Raw genomic sequence first — 23,920 nt, forward strand, 5'->3', positions numbered from 1 at the left:
CGGGACTTCCCCGCTACAGACCGGCGCTTTGCCTTGACTGCCTCCGAAGCCGCATGACTTATTTTCCGGCAGACAAGCCTTTCAGATCATATCTCACAATCGCATCCGAATCGGTCACGGCGTACAGATATCTTTGCTGCTCATCCACCGCAAACGTCCTGACACGTTCGTCAAAATCATACTTATACAACGGAGTGCCTTCCCAGTCATAGATCCGGAGCGTATTCCTGTCCTTATACCGCGGATCGTCTTCCAGCTTCACACTCAGTCCGCCTGCGTACAGACCGAACACATAATCATCCGTACATCTTCCCATTTTATAATAAAGGCAGCGGCGGTCCACGTCCTGAACCTCAGCCGGACTCAGAGACTTTCCCTCCGGCAGGAACTGGGTCACACGGCCCGAGGAAAGGTCGGCAACCGTAACCAGATCAAAGAAACGATAGAACACAGCTACTCTGGAGCGGTCGGGACTGATGGCCCGGAAAGACTCTTTCAGGAAAGATTCCATCCACGGAAAATCCTCATATTTCAGCTGGCGGGTAACCTTGTCACCCGGACAATCATAAAACTCCCAGAAGAAATTATTGTTTCCTTCCACTCCTGAACGCAAAGGATCCTTTGTCATCATCAGATGATCCGGATCAAGGACATAAACACTGTGAGAAGCCTGATAAAGCTTTTTCCCTAAAGGAGTATCGAACTTATACTGCCGGTCATACACGGTCTGTCCGGCTTTCAAGGACTCCCGTACATTCAGAATCCCTAAATAATTGGGATACGACTGGATAACGACCTTGGGATCTCCATTCTCCATGTACCATTGGGAAACCAGCCCGAAAGTTACCACCTCGTTCGGTCCGCCGCCTTTCTTCAGGAAACTTCCCAAATGTTTCAAAGATTCCGTTCCATACACCTGTATCATATTCTCCTCATGGTGCTGAAAGACCAGCAGAAAGGTATCGACCGCCAGAAGATCGGTCGGATAAAGAACGTCAATGGGCAGCTTCTCCTTCCCGCAGGAAAGTGTCGCACAGGAATCCTTTACGAAGCACCGGGCAATGGAAGAAGAACGGGCTGCTTCTTTTCCGCAAGAACTCATTCCCAGCAGAAAGCATGCAGAAAGCAGAGAGGCCGAAGCCATACGAGTCAAAACAAATGCAATTCGGTTCATAACTGTTTATTTCATCTCATGTACCACTAATAATCTGTTTCCTTCATCCAATGCTTTGACCAGGCTGTCCGGAAGTATTTTAAAATCGTAACATTTACCGGCTATCATCTGATCCAGATAACTGATAACCTGATTTTCCTGATCAGACTTATACGGCATTATCACATCATACACCGACATATTATCCGCAAATTTCAAAACTTTACGAATTCCATCTGCCGGATTCAGGGTTATAGTATAAGTTCCTTCATTGGTATAGTCAGTCACTTCCATCAAACAAGTGCCATCAGACAGTTCGACAGGATTATCAAGCAAATGCATGCCTCCCGTAATAAGGCCTTTTTCTTCCGCAGCAATGAAATTAATCCTGGCGGACTCATGAATCGGTCCATTTTCAAATTTAAGCAAGCGTTTGCCCGTCAGATTACCATCATAGTCCAGACGATATATCGTATCAGCCGGAGAGCAATAATAAGAGATTCCGTTTTTATTCTTTTGGAAAGCATTGTTTGTAACCCATCCTCCAACGTATCCATCCGGATAATGCAGCATATATTTCAGAGGAGTCAGCATCGAGTCGGTAACACAAAGCTGATAATTGGTTTCTTTCGAAGGTTCAAGCTTAAATAATATTTTGCCATCTTTCAAAAGGGTAAATCCTTTACTTTCAAACGGGATCTCCTTGCTGTCAATGAATACTCCCTGATGGTCATACTTGATTAATTTCCGCTGGGATATATCCTGAATATATACATATTCGGCACTCACGTCTACATTCCAGGGAAGAGCATACTCCCCAGGTCCATTCCCTCTTCTTCCATATGAAGCGAAAGGCTTGCCATCGTGATCAAATGAAACGACTCTGCGACTGCTATAAGAATCAACTACAAAATATTTTCCAAAAGCATCTATCAGCTGATTCATGTCTGAAAACATTGTCTGATCATCCTCATGCAAGATAACAAAGCGCACCGCAGACATATTACGACTCATGCTTTCAGAATTACCATATTCGCTTGAAATAAAAAGAGTATCATCCACAGGTACTTCACAAGAGTCACAGGATTCCTTTGAGGAACCACCTGTACATGCTGTTGCAAGAATTATATTCAGGATAACAAGCAGGGATTGATTACTTTTACCAAAGAAAGACATTCGGATAAAACTTTAATTCAGTGATCTAAAATCTTACTCTTTTCATCGGGGTATTCACACAACATACAAACTGCTGTCTGAATATGACAAAGGTATAATTTTTTCTTTAGAGAAGTAAACTTTACGTCCGGATTTTACCGGGAATTCAAGCAAAATCAAAACGAAAGCTAATCAGACGAATAACTAAAAATAAGACACAAAATAAAGGAATATGCTAACTTACCCTTTTAAACAGATGCCTGATCCGGCACATGAAACGGATAAAAAAAGAGAGTTTTTCGGAGGAAACCGCATAATTATACCAAATTGAGCGCTCTTTCGGCCTGCATTGTCCGGCCAATTCCCCGAAACTGACAGCACAAATCAACTGAAACGTGCCGACGTTTCTCCCCATTCGTCTAAGGAAATCCCCAAAATGCTTCGGCAGATTTCCGATCATCCCGAAAAAAGGGAATTCTGAGTGTTCTTTCATTCCGGAACGAGTCGTCCGGAAATGTTAAAAAAGGAGTCATTCCCTTGAGAATCACTCCTTCACACGAAAAATAAGTTTCAAAATCCAATCCCTCTGCACAACAGTACGCAAAGAAGCGATTCTCAGAGGTCCGGATATACAAAATGTCATTTTGATTCTGCCTGACAGGCACTTCAGCACCCCGGCTTTCTCCGTTGTCTTCTTCTCCGTTTCCGGTGCAGATTGCGGCGCTTGTAAGCCATCCAGCGGCGGCGTATCTGCCAGATGCACAACAGGCCGGCCACCACCAGAATCAGGGCAACGATACTTCCGTTCAGGTTATCGCCTTTCACCCGCGACCAGATTTCAAGTACATCCACCGTACGGTCGCCAAAATCCCGGATCATGGCACAGCGGGCCACAACGGACCTGTCAGGATACTGCGTGTTGCGTAACTTCACAGCCCTGGCATCCGGACCGAAAAAGTAGCTGGCGTCCACCGGCTCCGTCAAGGTCGTGTCAATACACGCTTCCATAATTTCGGGAGCAGCAATCGAACTGACATAACCGTTTTCTTCCATGTTGCGCAAGGCAATATCCGGACGACACAGGAAGTTGATGAAGTAACTGGCTGCCTTGCGGTTGCGCGCATACTTCGGTATTACCCATCCGTCATACCAGATGTTGCTGCCTTCTTCGGGAACGGTATAGGCCAGCTCCACTCCTACCGTACGGGCTTCTTCTATGGCCCACTGGGCGTCACCGCTCCAGGTCATGTTCATCCAGGCCTTTCCCTTGGTCATCATTTCCTTTCCGAAATCGGCTTCCCATCCGGCCACGTTCGGCTTCAGAAGCTTCAGATACTTTTCTACCGAGTCCATGGAGGCCGGCGAGTAATCGTTCATCAGTTCGGGCACCGTTACCCGTCCTTCCGCCAGATCCCGGCGACGGGCATAAAGCAATGCCATTCCGTAGGCATCCCGGTAAGCATCTTTCATCAGAATCTTTCCGGCAAAGCGCTTATCCCACAAGCATCCCCAGGACTTCAGATCCGATTCGCTGACGTAAGCCCGGTTATACAACAGGCCGGCCGTTCCCCACATGTAACACACGGCATAACGGCTGGCAGGATTGTCGGGAGTACCCAGTTTGTCGATCTGTTCCCGGATATAGGGCGCCACTCCGTTCATGTAATTGGGAGAATGGGCAAAAACCGTATCAATGGGCAGCAGCAGGTCTTTGCGGAGCATACGCTCGATGATGTATTCCGAAGGACAGACCACATCGAAATCCTCATGCCCCTTTTCGATTTTGGTCAGCATGATTTCATTGATGTCAAAGGTCTGATAAACGATCCGGATCTCTTCTCCCGTCTGTTCTTTGTAGTACTGCTGGAAATCTTCCAGAACACCTTCGCCGATATAGTCGGCCCAGTTATATACTTTCAGCACATGCTCGCGCGAGTCTTCCTCGTTATAACAGCCGGTCAGCAGACCAGCCAGCAGTGCCAGATACAATACATATTTTCTCATATTCCTTTCTTCTCTTTGCCCGCTCTGCGGTTAATGATGATCAGCAACGCCAGGATGACGATAAAGATGACAGCCGACAAGGGACGCAGTTCGGGCGTCAGTCCTCCCTTGCGCGCATCGGCATAAATGTAGGTAGACAAGGTTTCAAGCCCCTGATTACCGATGGTGAACACCGTCACCGCAAAGTCGTCGATTGAAATGGTCAGGGCCAGCAGGAAGCCGCTGAGCATTCCCGGACGGATCTCCGGCAGGATAACCTTGCGGAGAGCCTGCATCGGAGTGGCTCCCAGATCGAGAGCCGCTTCATACAGATTCGGGTTCATCTGCTTCAGACGCGGCAGGACACTCAGCACCACATAAGGCGTGCAGAAGGTGATGTGGGCGAGCACGACGGTCGTAAATCCCTGCGTAATGCCCAGCGACACGAAAAGAAGGAAGAGCGAGATACCGGTAATGATGTCTCCGTTCAGAATCGGAATGGAGTTCACAAAACCGACGGCCTTCCGGCTCCGTGCCTTCAGGTTATAGATTCCTATCGCCGCTATGCTTCCCAGCAAAGTGGATGCCGTGGCAGCTATCAGGGCGATGAGCACCGTATTGACAAACGCATTCATCAGAGAATGATGGGCTCCCGTGTTGAGCAACGATTTATAGAGGTCAAGCGAAAAGCCCGTCCAGTTGCCCAGCACCTTGGCATCCGTAAACGAATAGATGACAATGATCGCAATGGGTGCATACAGCATCAGCAACAGAACCCAGAGATAGGTCTGCATGATGATCTTCTTTACCATACGTTTCCTCCTCCTTTCTCCGAATCGTCGGAATTTTCAGTGCTGAACAGCGAAGTGACGGCAATCAGGAACAGCATGATCAGCGACAGGGCCGCACCGTAGTTCCACAGACTGTTGTTGATGTTTTCCTGAATGGTCGTACCAAAGAGCTTGATGTTGTTCATCGTAAGCAGCTCCGCAATGGCAAAGGTGGAGATGGTCGGCATGAAAACCATCATGATGCCGCTCACCACTCCCGGCATGGAAAGCGGAAAAACCACCTTCCAGAATACCTGGGAAGAGCCGGCTCCCAGATCCTGGGCTGCCTCAATGTAACTGCGGTCCATCTTCTGCAACGTATTGTAGATGGGGTAAATCATAAACGGAAGGTAATTGTAGATCATTCCGAAGATCAGTGCTCCTTCGCCCAGCGGCAGGCGGAGGAAATCAAACAGAGCCACGGTAGCCAGCGTACGGATCAGGATGTTTACCCACATGGGAAGGATAAACAGCAGGATCAGCGTCCGCGAATAGCTCATTTTGCTCTGGCTGAGTATCCAGGCTGCCGGATAACCCAGCAGGATACAGCCGATGGTTGTCAGGATGGCGATACCGATGGAATAGACAAACGTGTTGACAGCCTCGGGATGGGCAAAGAACTTCCGGAAGTTCTCCAGAGTCAGATGGCCGGCATCGTCGGTAAAGGCATAAACCAGGATCAGAATCAGCGGAATGATGACAAACACCGCTGAAAAGATCAGATAAGGCAAAGTCCAGCTCTTGCGTGAAGAGAAAAAGATTCGCAAATTGTTCATTTTCCTGTTTCAGTCCGTTTATAGAGTTATAGAATCACACGGATGGCGTCTGCCGGAATGCTGATACCCACCCGGTCACCATCGTCCCACACATCGTTGGTATCGACGAACACATCTTCTTCCCAGTCGGAAAGAACCGTCAGATGATAATGGTCACCCTTGTAGAGGATGAACTTCACTTCACCGGTGAGCATGCCGTCTTCTTCATTGTCCAGCAGGACTACCCGGTCGAAACCGACCGCCACCTGTGCCTTCGTTCCCTCTGCGGGACAGTTTTTCAGGGGCAGACATTCAAAGCGGCATCCCAGGAATTCCACATGGGTTTCGTCCACAATGGTTGCTTCAAACGTGTTTTCCGTACGTTCCTTCTTCATGATATGAATGTCGAAAGGCTTCACCAGCAGGCCTACTTCATCTCCCACCGGGAAGCAATGATAGTCCTGCACCACCAGTTCGTAGTTCCCGCAAAGTACGGTCATTTCGTAGTGTACGCCCTTGAAAATGCACGACTGTACTACGCCGCGCAGCTGGGCTGCATCCGACACCGGGAAGATATACAAGTCTTCCGGACGGACCACTACATCCACAGGCTTGTTCTCTCCAAAGCCTTTGTCCACACATTCGAAATCGTGTCCGCAGAAGTTCACCAGTCCGTCCCGGATCATGGTTCCGTTCAGGATGTTGCTTTCGCCGATAAAATCGGCTACAAACGAATTGACCGGTTCGTTGTAGATGTCAGTCGGCGTGCCGATCTGCTGGATCTTTCCTTCGCTCATCACCACAATGCGGTCGCTCAGTGTAAGGGCCTCTTCCTGATCGTGAGTGACATACACGAAGGTAATGCCCAGCGACTTGTGCATTTCCTTCAGTTCCATCTGCATGTCCTTGCGCATCTTCAGGTCGAGAGCAGCCAGCGGCTCGTCGAGCAGCAGCACTTCCGGTTCGTTGACAATGGCACGGGCTATCGCTACACGCTGTTGCTGACCGCCCGACAGGGAATTGACGTCACGGTATTCGTAGTCGGTCATGCCCACCATCTTCAGGGCAGCCTTGACCTTACGTTCCATTTCGGGCTTGGGCATTTTTTTCAGCTTCAGTCCGAAAGCGATATTGTCAAAGACATTCAGATGAGGGAAAAGTGCATATTTCTGAAACACCGTATTGACCGGACGCTTATGGGGAGGAGTCTGCGTCACTTCCTTTCCGGCAATACAGAGACTGCCTTCCGAAGCGGTCTGAAAGCCTGCAATCAGACGCAGCAAAGTGGTCTTTCCGCATCCGGAAGGACCCAGTATGGTAACAAACTCTCCTTTATTGACTGTGAGGTTGATATGGTCAAGAGCTGTTTTTTCTCCAAAAAACTTCGAAACGTTTTTAATCTCAATAATCGGTCTGTTTTCGCTTTGCATATTTTCATTGAACAAAATTCGTGTGCAAAGGTACATATATATTCAATGTCATCCTGCATTTCCTCCGTTTTTTCTCGTTCCTTTTCGTAAAAAGGAGAATTTCATCGGATATTTATGCAGGAAATAAATGCAAAGTTATTACATTCCTGCAAAAATCCGATGTATTTCAGGCCACCAGCCTGCGGGTCAGGCGGCTGGCAAAGAACAGACGTACCAGCAGTCCGCTCACCAGGAAGGCGGTCACGGCCATACACACGATGCGTACAACGGAAGGAGTTCCTTCCGGCAGCAGGGCGGCAAAGAGGTCATATCCCATCTGTACAAAAACGAAATGGCAAAGATAAATGCCGAACGTCATCGAAGCCAGGCGTGACAGGAAAGGAGAAGTCCGGGGATTCCATTTCTGTACAATCACAAACACCGGGAAGGTCATCATAAAGACATTGATACCTCCAAACAGCCATACAATCTCCAGATAGGCATAATTGCCGGGGAAATATTCCTGCATCACGAGATAGCCGCCGAAGGTAACGGCATAGCCCGCCAGAAACATCGGGATGCCTGTCCACAGCGTCTTCTTCCAGCTCCATGCGAGCGGATAAGTTTTCAGATAATAGGCCAGCACCAGATAACCGATGAATCCGGACACGTAATAGAAGGTGCCGAAAGCATTCCAGTCACATCCGCCCAGAATATCCATGTTACCCCAGTTTCCGATGTATCCCAGCGCAGGGGCCAGCATCTTCAGATAAGGCAGGAAGAGAGAAATGCCCCATACTTTCAGGAAAAGAAGAATATCCTTGCGGGAAGCTTTCTCCAGCCAGGCACCGAAGACGGGAATCACCAGATACAGACCGGCCAGCATGTAGAGATACCAGAGGGGGGTCGTATCATAGTTGAAGTTGAAGATACAGGTATAGATCTTGGTCAGTGTCATGCCGGGCGTAAAAGTCTGCATGTCGACCGTAGGGTTATCAGTCGTTACGACATAGTTCAGATGAAAGAAGAACAGCAGCGGAAGGGCCACCGACCAGAAAAGCAGGGGGACGACAATGCGGCCGATACGCTTGCGGTAAAAGTCTCCCATTCCTGCCGGACGGACCGGGAAAAGGAGTACACCGGTCATCATGACAAACAACGGTACGCAGCAGCGCACGGCACTTCCCAGCGCACATCCCTGCAGGAAAGCAGAGCGGTCGGAATCAAAACGCGCAACGAAGGGATCACAACAATGGGCGAACACAACCAGAAAACAGGCCATGATGCGCAGCACGTCCACCCATCCGACAGTATGCTTGGATTCTATTCCCATGACGGCAAATGTTTAAAATATGTATCCAACAGTTTGCGGGCTGCCGTGAAGGAGGTTGTCCGTCCTTCCAGCACCTCCCGTTCTTTCTCCAACAGCATGGAAGCTATGTCGGGATTGTTATAGAAACTGTTGCGGAGATGTTCATTGATGGTTTCATACATCCAGTATTTGGACTGTTCGTTCCGGCGGTGTTCGAAATAGCCGTTGGCCTTGACGAAATCAATATAGCGGAACACCATGTCCCAGATTTCTTCAATTCCGATTCCGTAGAAGCCGGAATAAGTAAGTACCTGCGGAGTCCATCCCGATTCCGGAGCCGGAAACAGATGAAGAGCGTTGCGGAAATGAGCTGCGGCCAGCTTGGCTTTCTCGATATTATTTCCGTCAGCCTTGTTGATGATGATGCCGTCGGCCATTTCCATAATGCCGCGCTTGATGCCTTGCAGTTCGTCACCCGTACCTGCAAGCTGGATCAGCAGGAAGAAATCGACCATGGAATGTACGGCCGTTTCACTCTGTCCCACACCGACTGTCTCAACAAAGATCTTGTCGAAACCGGCTGCTTCACACAGGATGATGGTCTCACGGGTCTTACGTGCTACCCCACCCAACGATCCGGCTGAAGGACTGGGACGGATAAATGACTTCGGATGAACGGAAAGCTTCTCCATACGGGTCTTGTCGCCGAGGATACTTCCCTTGGAACGTTCGCTGCTCGGGTCTATGGCCAGCACCGCCAGCTTACCTCCTTTCTTTTCGAGTACATGCAGGCCAAAGACGTCGATGGACGTACTCTTTCCTGCACCCGGCACACCACTGATTCCGATTCGAACCGAATTGCCGGAATAAGGCAAGCATTTCTCAATCACTTCCTGAGCTATGGTCTGGTGTTCGGGTTTCACACTCTCCACCAGCGTCACAGCCTGACTAAGCACGGTGACATCGCCCTTGACAATGCCTTCCACATATTCGCCCACCGAAAACTGGCGGCGTTTGGGTTTCTTTCGTAGTTTCAGATAAGGATTAACAATTGAGGGCTGTTCGATACCCTTGTTTACAGTTAACCCCTTGTAAGCATCACTATTTTCGGGGTGTTCCATAATTTATTCTTTTACGGTTGCTTTTACTCGGATGGTTACTTTCGGATGTTTCGGATCGTTGGTCAGCATCAGCACACGAGGCGTTCCCTTGACACGCGGCAGGTTTTCTGCCAGCACGGTAATCTTCATCTTGGTTGACTCACCGGGTTTGAGGACACGTTTCTTCAAGCGTACGGCCAGTGCGATGTTCAACACCTGCATATCCTGAATCGTCAGATCAGACTTACCCGTATTGGTAATGATGATGTTCTGCGATTTCTTCTGTTTCGGGTTCAACGGCGGGAATTCCAGACTCGTTGCTGACAGGGTCAGTACGGGCGGATTATTCTTCACCCATTCAGATTCATGCGAGAAATCGGGCAGCAAGGCTACTGATACCGGGATCTCATTCTCGCTTCCTACCTTGTCACCCGGAAAGCGGGCCAGGTAGACGGAAGTACGCGTAATGCCGAGTTTCGGCAGTTTCTCCGAATCCAGTGTCACTTCAATGCGTCCGTTCTTTCCGCGTCCCAGCACTTCGGGAACAGCTTTCGCCGTCAGATACGGAGGAAGGTGCATCAGCACAGGCGAGTAGGCCTTGTTGGATGTATTGGCTACCAGAATTTCAAATACCGGATTGTCTCCCTTATTGACATCATCAAACTCGATTTCTTCCTTGTCCAGCCGGATAGAGCCAAACGCATAAGGATGGGTAAAGGTATAGTTCTTGGGATCGGCAGTTACTTCACCGTTGAATCCAAGGTAAATGGGAGTGGAAGAGGCATTGCAATACACGCCGACTTCCTTGTAGAACCGGCCGATGGCCTCAGCGTCGAAGATGGCAGTCACTTCGCCCTTACCGCTGGCGGGAATCGGATCTTCGGTCCATTTCGCTTCCGTACAACCGCACGAAGTGGTGACATTCGAAATGACCAGCGGCTTGTCGCCGTCGTTCGTAAAATGATAGGTTACGGTAACCGGGTTACGCCAGAGGACGTAACCCAGTTCCTGTGTTTCTTTCTCGAATTTTATCTTAGGCTGTGCCTGAAGTACCGACGACACGGCAATCAATATTCCTGCAAGAAGTAATATGCGCTTCATCTATTTTTATCTGTTTTTACGGAAACAAAGATAGAGAGAATATTTCAGTAACGCAACTTTTACCTTATTCAATCGTCAGTTCCACACCGTCCGTATGTCCGTTGAACTCGGGGGCATAAGCCGACTGTATAGTGGCAATGCCTGCCTGATAAGTTCCCGGACGGTCCAGATAAACGGTATACTCCAGTACATAAGTGCCTTTCCGCATCTGATCGATGAAGAATTCGGTGGAAGCATCCTTGTTCACCTGATAATATCCGATGCCGCCGTTCCAGTGATAACCAGACAGCTGGACAGCAGGTTCCATGCAGGAGGCACGTTCGTCCTTGATCTGTACGAAATCCATATCCCGGTCGGCCTTCACCGTCAGGCGTACAGTCAGCTTGTCACCGGGTTTCAACCGGGTTGAAGCCGAAACCTGTTCATCACCCAGCCAGTACTCGCGGACGATTCCCAGTCCGTTGGTCCGGAACGGACGGACACGAATCATGTCTTCCAGATACTGGGCATAGACAGCTCCCCACGACAAACCTTCACCCGACTTGACTACTGCAATCCGGGATACTTCCGTGTCAGCACCGGTATAAGTCTGACGGACATATCCCAACGCGTCGTCGGGAGTGACCAGTGTCTTCAAACCGATCCGGGCTTTCAGGCTTCCGCTTACCTGCAGACGGTTGCCTCCCATACCCAGAAAAGCATAGACAGCATCTGCGGTAGCCAGCGGAGTATCCCACACCTGTACCTGCTTCTGCTTCAGCAGCCATTGCTTCATGTCGCCCAACAAATGCTGGTCGGGAGCTATTCTCCAGATAGCTTCCATGGCAGCGACCTGTGTCGGTATCTTATAACTGTTCCAGGAATATCCTGCCTTCGAAGTATCGAAATATCTGCCCATTTCCGGAGTTGCAAGCATATATTCCTTCACAGACTGCAACAACAGTTCGGCCTGCCGCTTCTGTCCGTATGCATGCATGATGACCGCCAGCAGGGATTTTTCGTAAATGGAACATTCGGCAGAACAGTTGGTCAGCCGGGCCAGGAAGTAAGTATTGATTTCCTTATCAGCCTGTTTCCGTGCCGTTTCGTCCAAAGCACAGATATAAAGGTATTTCACAATCTGCTCATCCGGGCGTACCTGAATGTTGTTTTCCCGCTCCTGTATGCGCATCTGTTCATAAACCTTCTTCACCTCTTTTCGCAAATATCCCAGTGCACGTCCATATTGTGCTTCCATTCCGTCCGTCAGGGAAATATTCATTGCTTTCAGACGAGCCATCAGTTCCACAGTCTGAGTGGTGATGTAACGGCTGCCTTTCATTCCCTTATACCAGCTCCAGGATCCGTCCGTCAGCTGAAGTGTCCGTAACTTGTCCGCAGCCTGCTGCAAACGGGAACTCATGCCGTTCAGATCAAACAGCAGGGCTATGCGCCGTTTCTGCTCAGCCTCATCAGCAGCTTCAGCCACCCAGGGTGTTTCGGTCAGCAGCAGATCTTTCAGATCACTGTTTTTCCCCAGATTGCTCATCAGTGTTTCCTGATCCTTTCCGGACTTCTTCCAGGATTCAAATACACGGCTGATAGCCGGATTGGCTTCCACCAGCACACCGGCAAGCCGGTTGGCATAATATGCCGTTGCCCAGGCCACAGCATCATCGGTTGAAGGATTTCCGACCACCGGCAAAGCCTGAACAGCATACCAGTCGGGGTTAGCCGTCAGTTCCACAGTCAGTCTCTTTCCGGAGGCTGTCCGGCTCCGACCGTTGAAAAGGTTTTCAGTTTTCACTGTCACCCCTTCCTTGCCATTCAACTGCAAGGACAAGGTTTCGGTTATCCACTGCTTGTCTGTCAGCACAGGAAGATAATGCTGCTCGCCATCGCTGAACTTACCTGCATCGGCAGTTATCTTGCAAACCAGTACATCGTAACGGTCATTCACATGATAGGTAAAGGAAGCTGCACTGCTCTGTCCCTCCTTAACCGAAAACTTCTGTGTCGAGAAGAATACCAGACGGTCCGTTACCGGATCGTACATACGCAACGTCAAGGTTCCGCTGACATCTTCCATAGACAGATTGACCAGAGACACCGGAATCTTCGCCTCATCGCCCATTCGCAGGAAGCGGGGCAGATTGGGCTGCACCATGAAATCTTTGCTCGTTCGGGCTGAACCTGAGATCTGGCCATAATCCATTTCCTGAGTATGTGCAAATCCTTGGAAGCGCCATTCGGTCAAAGCTTCCGGAGAAACGAATGAGAAACTTACCTTTCCCAACGAATCGGTACGCAAATAAGGATAGAAAAAGGCTGTTTCCGAGAAGTTATTTCGCAAAGCCGTTCCGGCTGTCTGTGCAGTCCCTTCTCCGAAAGTGGCATCAGTCGGCAGAGCAGCCTGATCCATACTTATCAGTTCTTCTTCGAACACTACGTCGGAAACAGAACCGGATGCCGCATTACGGGCGCTTTCTTCCACACTGGCCAATACGGGTACGGCCTGTGCCTTGTACATCCGTGTCGGATACAGATAAGACTGACCGAAGAGAGAGGAACGATACAAACGGCTGTACTCTTCCTCACCCAGCAAGTTAAATCCGCGACCAGGATACTTTACAGGCAGGCTGCTGTGCAGATAAGCCTGATGTCTGATGCCCGCCATCGCCGGCCATGTGCCCGGCAAGATACGGTTGAAGGAAAGACTGAAAGCCCAATTATGTGCAAACAGTTTATCCAATGATGCGTCATACATAGAAGCCAGGAAGGCTGCACGTACCGGATTACCTTCCGCATCGGCTACTGACAGGCTCCATTCTCCCTGCCCGCCCGGAACAAGTCTATCGCGGAATGTTTCCCACTTCAACTGTAGTTTTTTCTCCGGACGGGGGCGGAGCAAGGCTACCTGATGAGTATATAATTGTCCCTTGCGCAAGAAAGTGAATACAACCTGCAAGCCGTCACCGTATTCGGGTTTCCAGGAATACGTGAACTTTCTGATTTCCCGGTTCAGCGGAATGCACTGCGTTTCAATCCGCTTTTCACTAGAATATACATTGACAAACAGCCGGACATCGGACTCACTGCTGCCTATATACAACGCAGCCTCCTTACCTTCTTCCCAGCCTGAAGTATCTTCATAGAACCAGTCTGTGGTTTCCACCGGCAGACGGACATCACTCAACGAGAAGAGAATGAAGTCTTGTTCGGCACTACAGGGACGACCCTGAGAGTCCGTTGCACTGATTTTCATCCGGTAACGTCCTGAAGGCAAGGCCAGCAAGTCTTCAGGAACAAAGGAATGCTGAGCTTCCTGCTTTCCTTCGCAAACCAACGTTCCCGTTTCTTTTTCTTCGTTCAGGGTAAATATCTGATAAGTCACTTCCAGCTGTACGGGCTGATGGTTCAGGTTCAATGCCTGGAACTGGATCTTCTCCCGTTTCTCACGGGCTACCCGTTCCGTAAGCCCCTTGACCAGCAAGCCTACAGACTGTTCACCGACCGGCAAAGCCAGTTCGCCCACCTGTGTTTCTCCAGCTCCGTCAGTTACCGCAGCCGATACCTTATATATATAGTACGGACGTTCTATGTTCTGATTATCCATTTCAGGACGCTTCAGACAAATCTGCAAAGAGAATGTTCCGTCGGCAGATGTCTCAACTTCTCCCGACATCAAATCCAATTCTCCGGAAAAAGCACGCCACAACCACGCTCTGGAACACGTCAGCTGATAACGGACTTTGGCCAGACGTACCGGTGCTCCGGCAAAAGTCTTGGCCGTTCCCTTTACCGTCAGCGTATCACCCATGCGATAAGAAGCGGTGTAGGGTTCAAAGACAACATCAAATGTGGGGCGCTTGTATTCTTCCACCCGGATGTAACGCGCGGAAAGCCCCTTTACGGACACGGAGAAATTTCCCGGAAGTACTTGCTGAGGAAGTACAAATTCTGCGGAGAAGGTTCCGAATTCATCGGTTCTGACTACAGCTTCCGAAACTTTACGGGTGTGTGAATCCGAAAGTATCACTTCACATTCCTCATCTTTCAGTACCCGGACAGAGTCTCCGGTCTGTCCATACAAAATACCTGAAACCTGCACGGTCTGTCCGGGACGATACAAAGAACGGTCGGTAAACAGAGTTGCCTGCCGCTTCATTTCCCCCTGCTTTTTCTCCGGGAAATAAAGAACAGACCGGGACAAACTTATCGGCATATAGTCATTTCCCGGCGTACGGACATTGCAAAAGAAGCCGGAACCGAGGGTATCAGGAATAAGCACACGTCCGTCACTACCGGTCCGGTAAGCTGTCATTTCCTCGTAGCCGCCCTCTTTTGACCGGTAAATTACAATTTCAGCTTCCGGTACAGGATGCCCGCTCAACTGATCAACGGCTGTCAGTTCCAGAGTCTTTCCGGATACAGGAGTCAGCAGACAGGCATAAGGTGAAACATAAAGTAATGTATAATCCGGTTCCAGTTTTCCTTCAGGTACCTGCTTGAGCATATAAATACCGGGACCGGGAGTATGAAAGCGAAGTGTATCTGTCTTTTCCTTGTAGTCGGGAGTCGCCTGCAATACATACGTGCGGGAAGCAACCTTCCGGCCATATTGATTTATCAATACTTTTTCTTTCAGACTCCCGTTCAACACCGGTGAAGCAGGAGACAGTTTCAGACGATAAAGCTCGAAGCTTACCTTTTTCAGATTCCGATAACAAACTGTCAGATCCACATCCTGATTGGGATAGACAAAAGGAAGTCTGGCGTACAAAGAAGGAACCAGAACCTCATCAATCTGACATTGCAGATTTTCAGCTGCCTGCGAACGAGGGTAAAGCCGAAGTCCTTCACGGGCCGTTTCCAGCTGACGTACCCGATCTCCCTGCTGGCCATAACTGTCAGCCAGCTTCACATACACATCTGCACAAGCTTCCAGACCTTTATATTCTTCGGCCCACGCTTTCAACTGTTTCTGAACTTCCTGAAGGGACACCCCATACAGGCCCGTAAGCCGTTCCTGCTGATACATCAGCCGGGCCAGTCTGGTCAACAGAACTCCCGAACGGTTGCTGTTCTCTTTCTCATAAAAAGCAATCAGCCGGTCATACAAAGCCAGAATTTCTCTCTGTATATCGGAATTTCTGCCGGCATTCGTCCATGTCCATTCATCAGCAAGGCTCCGGACAGCTCTTCGGGTCAGCAGATCGAACATGTTATCCAGCTGAAAGGTCTCACTCAGCTGACCGGATTCTGTCATCGGACGATAGTCTTTGGCTGAAGTACGTCCCAGCACCTCCACATCGTGCAACGATTTGCGGAAGTACGAAATGGCTTCATCGACATCATCCTGAAATACATTCTGTACTTTGTTTCCCAATAAACTATAAAGCACGGCACGCGTCACCGTATCGGTTTCCGTTTCTGCCCATATCTTCAGGCTGTCCCGTTCAGCCTGAAGACTGTCACGTGACAAAGCAACACGATACTCCGCACGAACCAGCCAGGCTTTCATCATCTGCGGACGATTTTCCTCCTTCCGGGCTAAAGCATAGATACGGTCTACCGCATCGATCACGGAACGGGGCAAGTCTTTCTCCTGCAGTTCTTCTACTTCCTTCCACAATCGGTCATAGTTCTGCGCCTGTACAGACGTCAGTCCAAAGCTGAATAAAATCATCAGCCCGACCAGGCAAACTATCTTCTTCATAACTTCTTCGCTTTAGTTTCTGATACTTTGATTTTATAAAATAACAAAAAAAAACTCAGATTACTGCATGGAAAGCTATTAAAGAATTGAAAACGAAAGGATTTATCACAAAATAGAGCATCTTTCCCCTAAGAAGAATACGGACAACCGTCTGACAGGAAATACAAGTATTAACGGAATCATGCGGTCATTGGCCCGAACCGTGCAGCCGTTTCCACACATCGTACCGTTCAGGCCAGGATAAAAAAAAGGAGTACCGCTGTACTCCAACCTTTATTAACCTTAAATCTAATACTATGAAAAACACGATGCAAAGGTAGGTGTTTTTCGGATATCTGCAATACCCTCCCTGCTATTTCCGATGTTTTATAACATATTTTTAGAACCTTTACATCCCTTAATAAAAAAATCCCGGTTATTCTCTCTGGAATAAAAAGAATAACCGGGTATCTGTTTTTCCGTAGAAAATTATTTCAACGGTGTATTTTCCAATGTTGCAATCAGGAATTCATAGAACTTGGTAACAGACGGAATCAGGCAGCGTTCTTCCGGAGTATGCGGACACTGAAGTGTCGGTCCGAAAGAAATCATATCCAAACCTGGAACTACCGCACCAATGATACCGCATTCCAAACCGGCATGAATTACTTTTACAGAAGGAATTTCACCGAACTGTGCCTTATAAGATTCTTTCATGGCATGAAGAATCGGAGAGTTGACATCCGGCTCCCAACCAGAATAACCGCCGGAACGAACTACCTGCATACCTGCCATTGAGAAGCAGCTTTCGATGGCTGTATTGCGATAATCTTTCATTGACTCACGAGAGCTGCGGGTCAGCACCTTGATGGCAGCTTTTCCATTGCCGATTTCTACGATGGCCAGATTGGAAGATGTTTCCACTGTATCCGGAATAGTCGGAATAAAACGTTCCACTCCGTTCGGACAAGCAAAGATAGCATCTACCAGATTGTCCCGAATTTCATCAGGAACCATCATCTTAGGCAGTTCAACCCGTTCAGCGGTAAAGCTCAGTCCGTCTTCAATGGTAGCGAACTCATCGCGCCAAACCTGTTCGCACTCACCAACAAAAGCCAATACATCGTCAACTTCCGATGCCGGCACCGTGATGACAGCTTCACACTCGCGAGGAATGGCATTACGCATGTTGCCACCTTCCCAGGAAACCAGACAAGCCTCATCGTATGTGATAACCTGATTCATGAAACGCGCCATCAGCTTATTGGCATTGGCATGTCCCCAGCCGATCTGAATACCGGAGTGACCTCCACGCAGCCCCTTCAATGTAACTTTCAGCGCTACGTCTTCAGGATCGGTTTCTTCTTCCTTATATTCCAAAGTAGCCGTCAGATCTTCACCTCCGGCGCATCCTATATACAGTTCACCTTCTTCTTCCGAGTCAAGATTCAGCAGGATTTCGCCTTCCACCGTACCAGGTTTCAGACCAAAGGCTCCATACATTCCGGTTTCTTCGTCAGCAGTGATCAATGCCTGCAGCGGACCATGCTTCAGAGTCTTGTCTTCCATAACAGTCATGATGGCGGCAACACCCATACCATTATCCGCACCGAGTGTTGTTCCTTTGGCTCTTACCCATTCACCGTCCACGTAAGTCTGAATCGGATCATTCTCAAAATCATGCTGTGTGTCCTTGTTTTTCTGTGGAACCATATCCATGTGAGCCTGCAAAATCACAGTCTTGCGGTTTTCCATGCCCGGAGTTGCCGGTTTGCGGTAAATGATATTTCCGGCTTCATCCTGGAAAGTTTCAACACCTGCATTCTTACCAAACTCCAACAAGAATGCCTGAATTTTCTTCAAATGTCCCGACGGACGGGGAATCTGAGTCAATGAATAGAAATGCTTCCACACATTCTGTGGAGCCAAAGAAAGAATTTCACTCATAAAGTTTTGGTTTGTTAATCAATGTTTTCTATTTATCAGCGGCAAAGCCACCAGTCCATAAATACCTAACAAAATTAATAAAAAGGTTTGAATTCCATGCACAAGTAAGGCAAATATTCCGGCATCTCCCTTATTTACCCCATACATCATCATCATTGTGATGACCGCAAAATGCCAGGGACCCGCCCCGTTAGGAGTAGGAACAGCCACAGCAATACTGCCAACGACGAACATGACCAGGGCCGGCATCAGTCCCAGATCTGCAGAAAAATCAAAACTGAAAAGACTGACATAGAACTGCAAAAAGTAACTGGCCCAGATTCCGACCGTATAGAGTATGAAAAGCGGCGGATTCTTCACCTTCCGCAAGGAAAGACATCCCTGCCAGATATCTCCCATAATGCCGCGTACCCGGGCAAAGACGGTCAGATTACGCAAAAGGAAATAAGCCAGTACACACGCTGCCAGCAGACAAAGCAAGGTGATGTAGAAGTTGGTGGACGTAAACAAATGGGTAAAGAAAGCCGCATTGGTACCCGTCTTTTCAAAGAAAGCAGCAAATACCTTGGTCTGCATCAGGAGAGTCACTCCAGTTATCAGCAGGACACAGACCGTATCAATGAGACGTTCCGTAACGACCGTTCCCAAAGACTTGGAAAAGGAAACTCCGTCATACTTAGCCAGAATTCCACAACGAGAAACTTCACCGACGCGGGGCAGAACCAGATTGGCAGCATACGACACAAAGATGGCGTACACGCTGTTTGCCCTGCGGGGATATTCTCCCAAAGGAGCCAGAGCCAGATTCCAGCGCCAGCCTCTGAACAAATGGCCGGTCACTCCAAAAACAAGAGAAAACAACAGCCATCCATAATTCACGCCTCCATTCATGACTTCCCACACGTGCCGAAAGTCAAAGCCATGATAAGTCCAGATCAGAATAACCGCTCCCAATCCTAAAGGGAGCACCACCTGCAAGACTTTATTAAATCGTTTTTTTAAACCAGTTCGTTCCAAAATCAATCTATATATAAAGATTAATGCTTAACTTTGCACGATGCAAAGATAATATTTACTGCAAACAATCTCGGTTAATCGCCAGAATAATTATAAAACGAAATGAAATCAGTCAAGCCTAAGAAGTTTTTGGGACAACACTTCCTGAAAGACCTGCAAGTAGCCCAAGACATTGCCAACACCGTAGATGCATGCCCTGAGCTTCCGATCCTGGAAGTCGGACCGGGTATGGGAGTACTCACCCAGTTCCTCATGACCAAGGAAAGACCGCTCAAAGTGGTGGAACTCGACTTTGAATCCGTGGCCTATCTGCGCGAAAACTTTCCTGCTTTGGGAAACAACATCATTGAACAAGACTTTCTAAAAATGGACCTGGCTCAACTGTTCGAAGGAAAACCTTTCGTGCTGACGGGTAATTATCCATACAATATCTCCAGTCAGATTTTTTTCAAGATGCTGGATTATAAAGACCTGATCCCCTGTTGTACGGGAATGATCCAGAAAGAAGTGGCCGAACGCATGGCAGCTGGTCCCGGCAGCAAGACTTATGGTATCCTGAGCGTACTGATCCAGGCCTGGTACCGGGTGGAATATCTGTTTACAGTCCACGAACATGTTTTCAATCCGCCTCCCAAAGTGAAAAGTGCAGTCATCCGCATGACACGCAACGAGACTCAGGAACTGGGATGCAATGAGAAACTGTTCAAGCAAATCGTCAAGACGACATTCAACCAGCGACGAAAAACCTTGCGCAATTCGATTTCACCCATTCTGGACAAGACCAATCCGCTGATGGCTGATCCCATTTTCAATAAGAGACCGGAACAATTGTCCGTACAGGAATTCATTGACCTGACCAACCGGGTGGAACAAGCTCTGAACACCGAACCAACTGAATAAAATAACCCCACGCTCCGCGTGCCTAACCAAGAAAGCAAGCCTTATGGAAAACGAAGAATTGAAAAACGTTTCCGAACTGATTGAAAACAAGGAATCGGACAAACTAAAGGAACTGCTGAAGAACCTGCACCCTGCAGATATCGCTGAATTGTGCAATGAACTCGATGCCGAAGAGGCGCGTTTCGTCTACCTGTTGCTAGACAACGAAACGGCAGCCGACGTGCTCATTGAAATGGACGAAGACGTACGAAAGCGTTTTCTGGAACTTCTTCCTTCGGAAACCATTGCCAAACGTTTTGTAGACTACATGGATTCGGACGATGCCGTAGACATCATCCGGGAAATGGACGAAGACAAACAGGAGGAAGTACTTTCGCACATTGAGGACATCGAACAGGCCGGTGACATTGTTGACTTGCTGAAATACGACGAAGATACGGCCGGCGGTCTCATGGGTACGGAAATGGTGATCGTTAACGAAAACTGGAGTATGCCCGAATGTCTTCGCGAAATGCGTATCCAGGCAGAAGAAATGGATGAGATCTATTATGTGTACGTGGTGGACGACGACGAACGGTTGCGCGGTGTATTTCCGCTCAAGAAAATGATTACCAGCCCTTCTGTTTCGAAGGTCAAGCACGTCATGAAAAAAGATCCGATCTCCGTGCATGTGGACATGCCCGTTGAAGAAGTAGTTCAGACCATTGAAAAATATGACCTGGTGGCCGTTCCGGTTGTGGACAGCATCGGGCGTCTGGTGGGAAGAATTACCGTTGATGACGTGATGGATGAAGTTCGTGAACAGGCAGAACGTGACTATCAGTTGGCATCCGGTTTGTCACAGGACGTAGAATCCGACGATAATGTTTTCCGTCAGACCACAGCACGTTTGCCATGGCTGCTCATCGGAATGCTGGGCGGAATAGGCAACTCCATGATTCTCGGAAACTTCGATACGACCTTTGCCGCCCATCCTGAAATGGCACTTTACATTCCGCTGATCGGTGGTACGGGAGGAAATGTGGGAACGCAGTCATCGGCTCTCGTCGTACAAGGACTGGCCAACAGCTCCCTCGACGCAGGAAATACATTCAAGCAGGTACTGAAAGAAAGCGTTGTAGCCCTGATTAATGCAACCATCATTTCCATGCTGGTATACATTTATAATTTTATCCGTTTCGGAGCCAGTGCAACCGTCAGTTATTCGGTATCGATCAGTCTTTTTGCCGTAGTCATGTTCGCATCCATCTTCGGAACTCTTGTTCCCATGACACTGGAAAAACTGAAAATAGACCCGGCCATTGCTACCGGTCCGTTTATCTCCATTACCAATGACATCATTGGCATGCTGATGTATATGGGAATTACCGTATTGCTTTCCTAAACAAAAGCACTTCGCACCCGGCAGGTTATAACCTCCTTCCCGTCTGATTTCACTGAGAAGACAGAAGGTTAGTTATACTTGCCGGGTGCGATTTTATTTTTATGCTTTTAAACATCTTTATTAACCTTTTAAGCAGAAGGAAGAAAAATAACTTGCAAAAAAATATGAAAATAAGATTTTATTCTTTTAATTTGTGGGTATTCTAGTAAAATTAAAAGATTATTCATTCAAAATCTACATACGATGGAACTAAATGAAAACAACCGCCCACTAACTGAAGTGCCAGCCAATGAAATGCCTGAAACTTCGGTCCAACCCGTTGCTGACGCCTCTCAAGCCAGATATCCTCAGCGAAAAAGCAAAGAAGAAGTTATAGAACGCTTGAAGGAAATCATTGCGGACAACTGCAATGCAGACAAACAGGAAATTGATTTACTCAAACAAACGTTTTACAAGTTGCATAAAGCCGAACAGGATGCCGCTCAAAAAGATTTTGTCAATAACGGAGGAAAAGCCGAGGCATTCATTCCGAAACCGGATTCACTGGAAGGCGAATTCAAAAGTCTCATGGGTTCCATCAAGGAGAAACGTAATGAACTGATGGCCGCACAGGAAGAAGAAAAAGAAAAGAACCTGGCCCGAAAACTTGAGATTCTGGAGAAGATTAAGAACATTGCGGAATCACCGGAAGAAGCAGGAAAAACATACAATGAATTCAAACAGCTCCAGCAGGAATGGAATGACATCAAACTGGTTCCCGCTACGAAAGTCAACGAACTCAGAAAGAATTACCAGCTCTATACAGAAAAGTTTTATGACATGCTGAAACTTAATTATGAGCTGAGAGAATATGATTTCAAAAAGAATCTGGAGCAGAAACAATATCTCTGTGAAGCAGCAGAAAAGCTGGCCGACTATCCGGATGCCATTTCAGCATTCCATCAGTTGCAGAAGCTGAGCCAGGAATTCCACAGCATCGGTCCCGTAGCAAAAGAACTGCGTGATTCGATCTGGAGCAGGTTCAAGGCTGCCTCAGCTGTCATCAACCGCCGTCATCAGCAATATTTCGAATTGCAGAAAGAAGCTGAACAGAACAACCTCGACCAAAAGACTGTTATCTGTGAGATCATAGAAGGTATGGAATATGATACCTTCAAGACATTTGCGGACTGGGAAGACAAGACTAAGGAAATACTTGCCTTGCAAGCTAAATGGAAGACCATCGGCCCTACCCCGCAGAAAATGAACACAAAGATTTTCGAACGTTTCCGTGCTGCGTGCGACAATTTCTTTAAGCAGAAGGCTGCTTTCTATAAGTATATCAAAGAAAACATGGCCAAGAATCTGGAAAAGAAAAAAGCCTTGTGCGAGAAAGCTGAATCGCTGAAAGACAGTACAGACTGGAAAGAAACGGCACAGATCCTTACCCAATTGCAGAAAGAATGGAAAACGATCGGTCCTGTGGGACAGAAACATTCCGAATCTGTCTGGAAACGTTTCATCGGCGCCTGTGACTATTTCTTCAGTCAGAAGAACAAAGCTAATTCTTCCCAGCGTTCCGAAGAAGTAGAGAACCTGACGAAAAAAGAAAATATCATCAAACAGCTTGAAGAACTGAATGCTGCAGGCACAACAGATGACGGAACGGCAGAACAGGTCAGAGCACTCATGAAAGAATGGAACAAGGTAGGTCACGTTCCGTTCAAGGAAAAAGACCGGCTGTATAACGCCTACCACACAGCAGTGGATAAGCTTTTTGAACGTTTAAACCTGTCTGCTTCAGAAAAGAAACTGAACAGCTTCAAATCAGGATTAAGCAACGAAAGGAACCTGTATAAAGAACGTGACAAACTGGTTCGTACATACGAAGGCCTGAAAAACGACATCAAGACGTATGAGAACAACCTGGGCTTCCTGAACTCTTCTTCACAGAAAGGAAGCTCACTCGTCACAGAAATCAACCGGAAGATTGAACGGCTGAGAGCTGACCTGTCACTTGTACAAAAGAAAATTGAAGCCATTGACGAAGCATTGAGAGGACAAAACTAAACTGCTCTCCGCCTGCCTTCTGCAAAGAAAGGTTTACCGCCGCTGGAAACGGAATTTCTTTTCCAGCAGCAAAACCAGAAAATCCGATAAAAAAACGTTTCGGCGTTTAAGAGAAAAGAACGAAATGTTTTCTCTTAAACGCCGAAAC

General features: G+C 48.1%; 15 protein-coding genes. 3 read left to right on the forward strand and 12 right to left on the reverse strand.

The annotated features are described in order from the left end of the window. Window positions 1–58: 58 nt before the first annotated feature. The 12 genes from BACCOPRO_RS10635 to BACCOPRO_RS10700 form a co-directional block, all read right to left on the reverse strand. The gene (locus BACCOPRO_RS10635; RefSeq protein WP_008143519.1) at window positions 59–1,174 is read right to left on the reverse strand and encodes a BF3164 family lipoprotein; all 1,116 of its coding nucleotides are present in this window, start codon (window positions 1,172–1,174) and stop codon (window positions 59–61) included. Window positions 1,175–1,180: 6 nt separating this feature from the next. Beyond that, window positions 1,181–2,329: a DUF4934 domain-containing protein gene (locus BACCOPRO_RS10640; protein ID WP_008143521.1), complete on the reverse strand. Its 1,149-nt coding sequence runs from the start codon at window positions 2,327–2,329 to the stop codon at window positions 1,181–1,183. Window positions 2,330–2,974: 645 nt separating this feature from the next. Then, window positions 2,975–4,312 carry an ABC transporter substrate-binding protein gene (locus BACCOPRO_RS10655; RefSeq protein ID WP_008143524.1) on the reverse strand — a complete coding sequence of 446 codons (1,338 nt, stop codon included), beginning with the start codon at window positions 4,310–4,312 and terminating at the stop codon, window positions 2,975–2,977. Next, window positions 4,309–5,103, reverse strand: a complete 795-nt coding sequence (locus BACCOPRO_RS10660; RefSeq protein WP_008143525.1) for an ABC transporter permease — start codon at window positions 5,101–5,103, stop codon at window positions 4,309–4,311. Before BACCOPRO_RS10660 ends, BACCOPRO_RS10655 begins: the two co-directional genes overlap by 4 nt. Further along, the gene (locus BACCOPRO_RS10665) at window positions 5,097–5,897 is read right to left on the reverse strand and encodes an ABC transporter permease (RefSeq protein ID WP_008143526.1); all 801 of its coding nucleotides are present in this window, start codon (window positions 5,895–5,897) and stop codon (window positions 5,097–5,099) included. The genes BACCOPRO_RS10660 and BACCOPRO_RS10665 overlap by 7 nt, the downstream gene beginning before the upstream one ends. A gap of 26 nt (window positions 5,898–5,923) precedes the next feature. Continuing rightward, window positions 5,924–7,306 (reverse strand): polyamine ABC transporter ATP-binding protein, encoded by a 1,383-nt coding sequence (locus BACCOPRO_RS10670; RefSeq protein ID WP_008143527.1) that lies wholly within the window; start codon window positions 7,304–7,306, stop codon window positions 5,924–5,926. Between the two features lie 166 nt (window positions 7,307–7,472). Beyond that, window positions 7,473–8,618, reverse strand: a complete 1,146-nt coding sequence (locus BACCOPRO_RS10675) for an acyltransferase (RefSeq protein WP_008143528.1) — start codon at window positions 8,616–8,618, stop codon at window positions 7,473–7,475. Further along, window positions 8,609–9,718 carry a methylmalonyl Co-A mutase-associated GTPase MeaB gene (gene meaB / locus BACCOPRO_RS10680; RefSeq protein ID WP_008143529.1) on the reverse strand — a complete coding sequence of 370 codons (1,110 nt, stop codon included), beginning with the start codon at window positions 9,716–9,718 and terminating at the stop codon, window positions 8,609–8,611. Before meaB ends, BACCOPRO_RS10675 begins: the two co-directional genes overlap by 10 nt. Window positions 9,719–9,721: 3 nt before the next feature. Further along, window positions 9,722–10,798, reverse strand: coding sequence for a DUF1573 domain-containing protein (locus tag BACCOPRO_RS10685; RefSeq protein WP_008143530.1), 1,077 nt, complete (start codon window positions 10,796–10,798; stop codon window positions 9,722–9,724). 64 nt (window positions 10,799–10,862) lie between these two features. After that, window positions 10,863–16,496: an alpha-2-macroglobulin family protein gene (locus BACCOPRO_RS10690; RefSeq protein WP_008143531.1), complete on the reverse strand. Its 5,634-nt coding sequence runs from the start codon at window positions 16,494–16,496 to the stop codon at window positions 10,863–10,865. Window positions 16,497–16,964: 468 nt separating this feature from the next. Next, window positions 16,965–18,422 (reverse strand): aminoacyl-histidine dipeptidase, encoded by a 1,458-nt coding sequence (locus BACCOPRO_RS10695; protein WP_008143540.1) that lies wholly within the window; start codon window positions 18,420–18,422, stop codon window positions 16,965–16,967. A gap of 18 nt (window positions 18,423–18,440) precedes the next feature. Beyond that, window positions 18,441–19,439 (reverse strand): lysylphosphatidylglycerol synthase transmembrane domain-containing protein, encoded by a 999-nt coding sequence (locus BACCOPRO_RS10700; protein ID WP_040311431.1) that lies wholly within the window; start codon window positions 19,437–19,439, stop codon window positions 18,441–18,443. Window positions 19,440–19,541: 102 nt separating this feature from the next. Between BACCOPRO_RS10700 and rsmA the strand changes: the two genes are divergently transcribed. The 3 genes from rsmA (at window position 19,542) to BACCOPRO_RS10715 (ending at window position 23,772) form a co-directional block, all read left to right on the forward strand. After that, a complete protein-coding gene (gene rsmA / locus BACCOPRO_RS10705) occupies window positions 19,542–20,339 on the forward strand; it encodes a 16S rRNA (adenine(1518)-N(6)/adenine(1519)-N(6))-dimethyltransferase RsmA (protein WP_008143542.1) in 798 nt (265 codons plus the stop codon). A gap of 43 nt (window positions 20,340–20,382) precedes the next feature. After that, the gene (gene mgtE / locus BACCOPRO_RS10710; RefSeq protein WP_008143543.1) at window positions 20,383–21,723 is read left to right on the forward strand and encodes a magnesium transporter; all 1,341 of its coding nucleotides are present in this window, start codon (window positions 20,383–20,385) and stop codon (window positions 21,721–21,723) included. 243 nt (window positions 21,724–21,966) lie between these two features. Then, window positions 21,967–23,772 carry a DUF349 domain-containing protein gene (locus BACCOPRO_RS10715; RefSeq protein WP_008143544.1) on the forward strand — a complete coding sequence of 602 codons (1,806 nt, stop codon included), beginning with the start codon at window positions 21,967–21,969 and terminating at the stop codon, window positions 23,770–23,772. The last annotated feature ends 148 nt before the right edge of the window (window positions 23,773–23,920 follow it).

This window comes from Phocaeicola coprophilus DSM 18228 = JCM 13818 (assembly GCF_000157915.1).
Lineage (GTDB): Bacteria > Bacteroidota > Bacteroidia > Bacteroidales > Bacteroidaceae > Phocaeicola > Phocaeicola coprophilus.

What these genes read in the sequence shown, in the direction of transcription:
- BACCOPRO_RS10635 (WP_008143519.1), bottom strand. Translation starts at nt 1,174, where the DNA reads ATGAACCGAATTGCATTTGTTTTGACTCGTATGGCTTCGGCCTCTCTG.
- BACCOPRO_RS10640 (WP_008143521.1), bottom strand. Translation starts at nt 2,329, where the DNA reads ATGTCTTTCTTTGGTAAAAGTAATCAATCCCTGCTTGTTATCCTGAAT.
- BACCOPRO_RS10655 (WP_008143524.1), bottom strand. Translation starts at nt 4,312, where the DNA reads ATGAGAAAATATGTATTGTATCTGGCACTGCTGGCTGGTCTGCTGACC.
- BACCOPRO_RS10660 (WP_008143525.1), bottom strand. Translation starts at nt 5,103, where the DNA reads ATGGTAAAGAAGATCATCATGCAGACCTATCTCTGGGTTCTGTTGCTG.
- BACCOPRO_RS10665 (WP_008143526.1), bottom strand. Translation starts at nt 5,897, where the DNA reads ATGAACAATTTGCGAATCTTTTTCTCTTCACGCAAGAGCTGGACTTTG.
- BACCOPRO_RS10670 (WP_008143527.1), bottom strand. Translation starts at nt 7,306, where the DNA reads ATGCAAAGCGAAAACAGACCGATTATTGAGATTAAAAACGTTTCGAAG.
- BACCOPRO_RS10675 (WP_008143528.1), bottom strand. Translation starts at nt 8,618, where the DNA reads ATGGGAATAGAATCCAAGCATACTGTCGGATGGGTGGACGTGCTGCGC.
- meaB (WP_008143529.1), bottom strand. Translation starts at nt 9,718, where the DNA reads ATGGAACACCCCGAAAATAGTGATGCTTACAAGGGGTTAACTGTAAAC.
- BACCOPRO_RS10685 (WP_008143530.1), bottom strand. Translation starts at nt 10,798, where the DNA reads ATGAAGCGCATATTACTTCTTGCAGGAATATTGATTGCCGTGTCGTCG.
- BACCOPRO_RS10690 (WP_008143531.1), bottom strand. Translation starts at nt 16,496, where the DNA reads ATGAAGAAGATAGTTTGCCTGGTCGGGCTGATGATTTTATTCAGCTTT.
- BACCOPRO_RS10695 (WP_008143540.1), bottom strand. Translation starts at nt 18,422, where the DNA reads ATGAGTGAAATTCTTTCTTTGGCTCCACAGAATGTGTGGAAGCATTTC.
- rsmA (WP_008143542.1), top strand. Translation starts at nt 19,542, where the DNA reads ATGAAATCAGTCAAGCCTAAGAAGTTTTTGGGACAACACTTCCTGAAA.
- mgtE (WP_008143543.1), top strand. Translation starts at nt 20,383, where the DNA reads ATGGAAAACGAAGAATTGAAAAACGTTTCCGAACTGATTGAAAACAAG.
- BACCOPRO_RS10715 (WP_008143544.1), top strand. Translation starts at nt 21,967, where the DNA reads ATGGAACTAAATGAAAACAACCGCCCACTAACTGAAGTGCCAGCCAAT.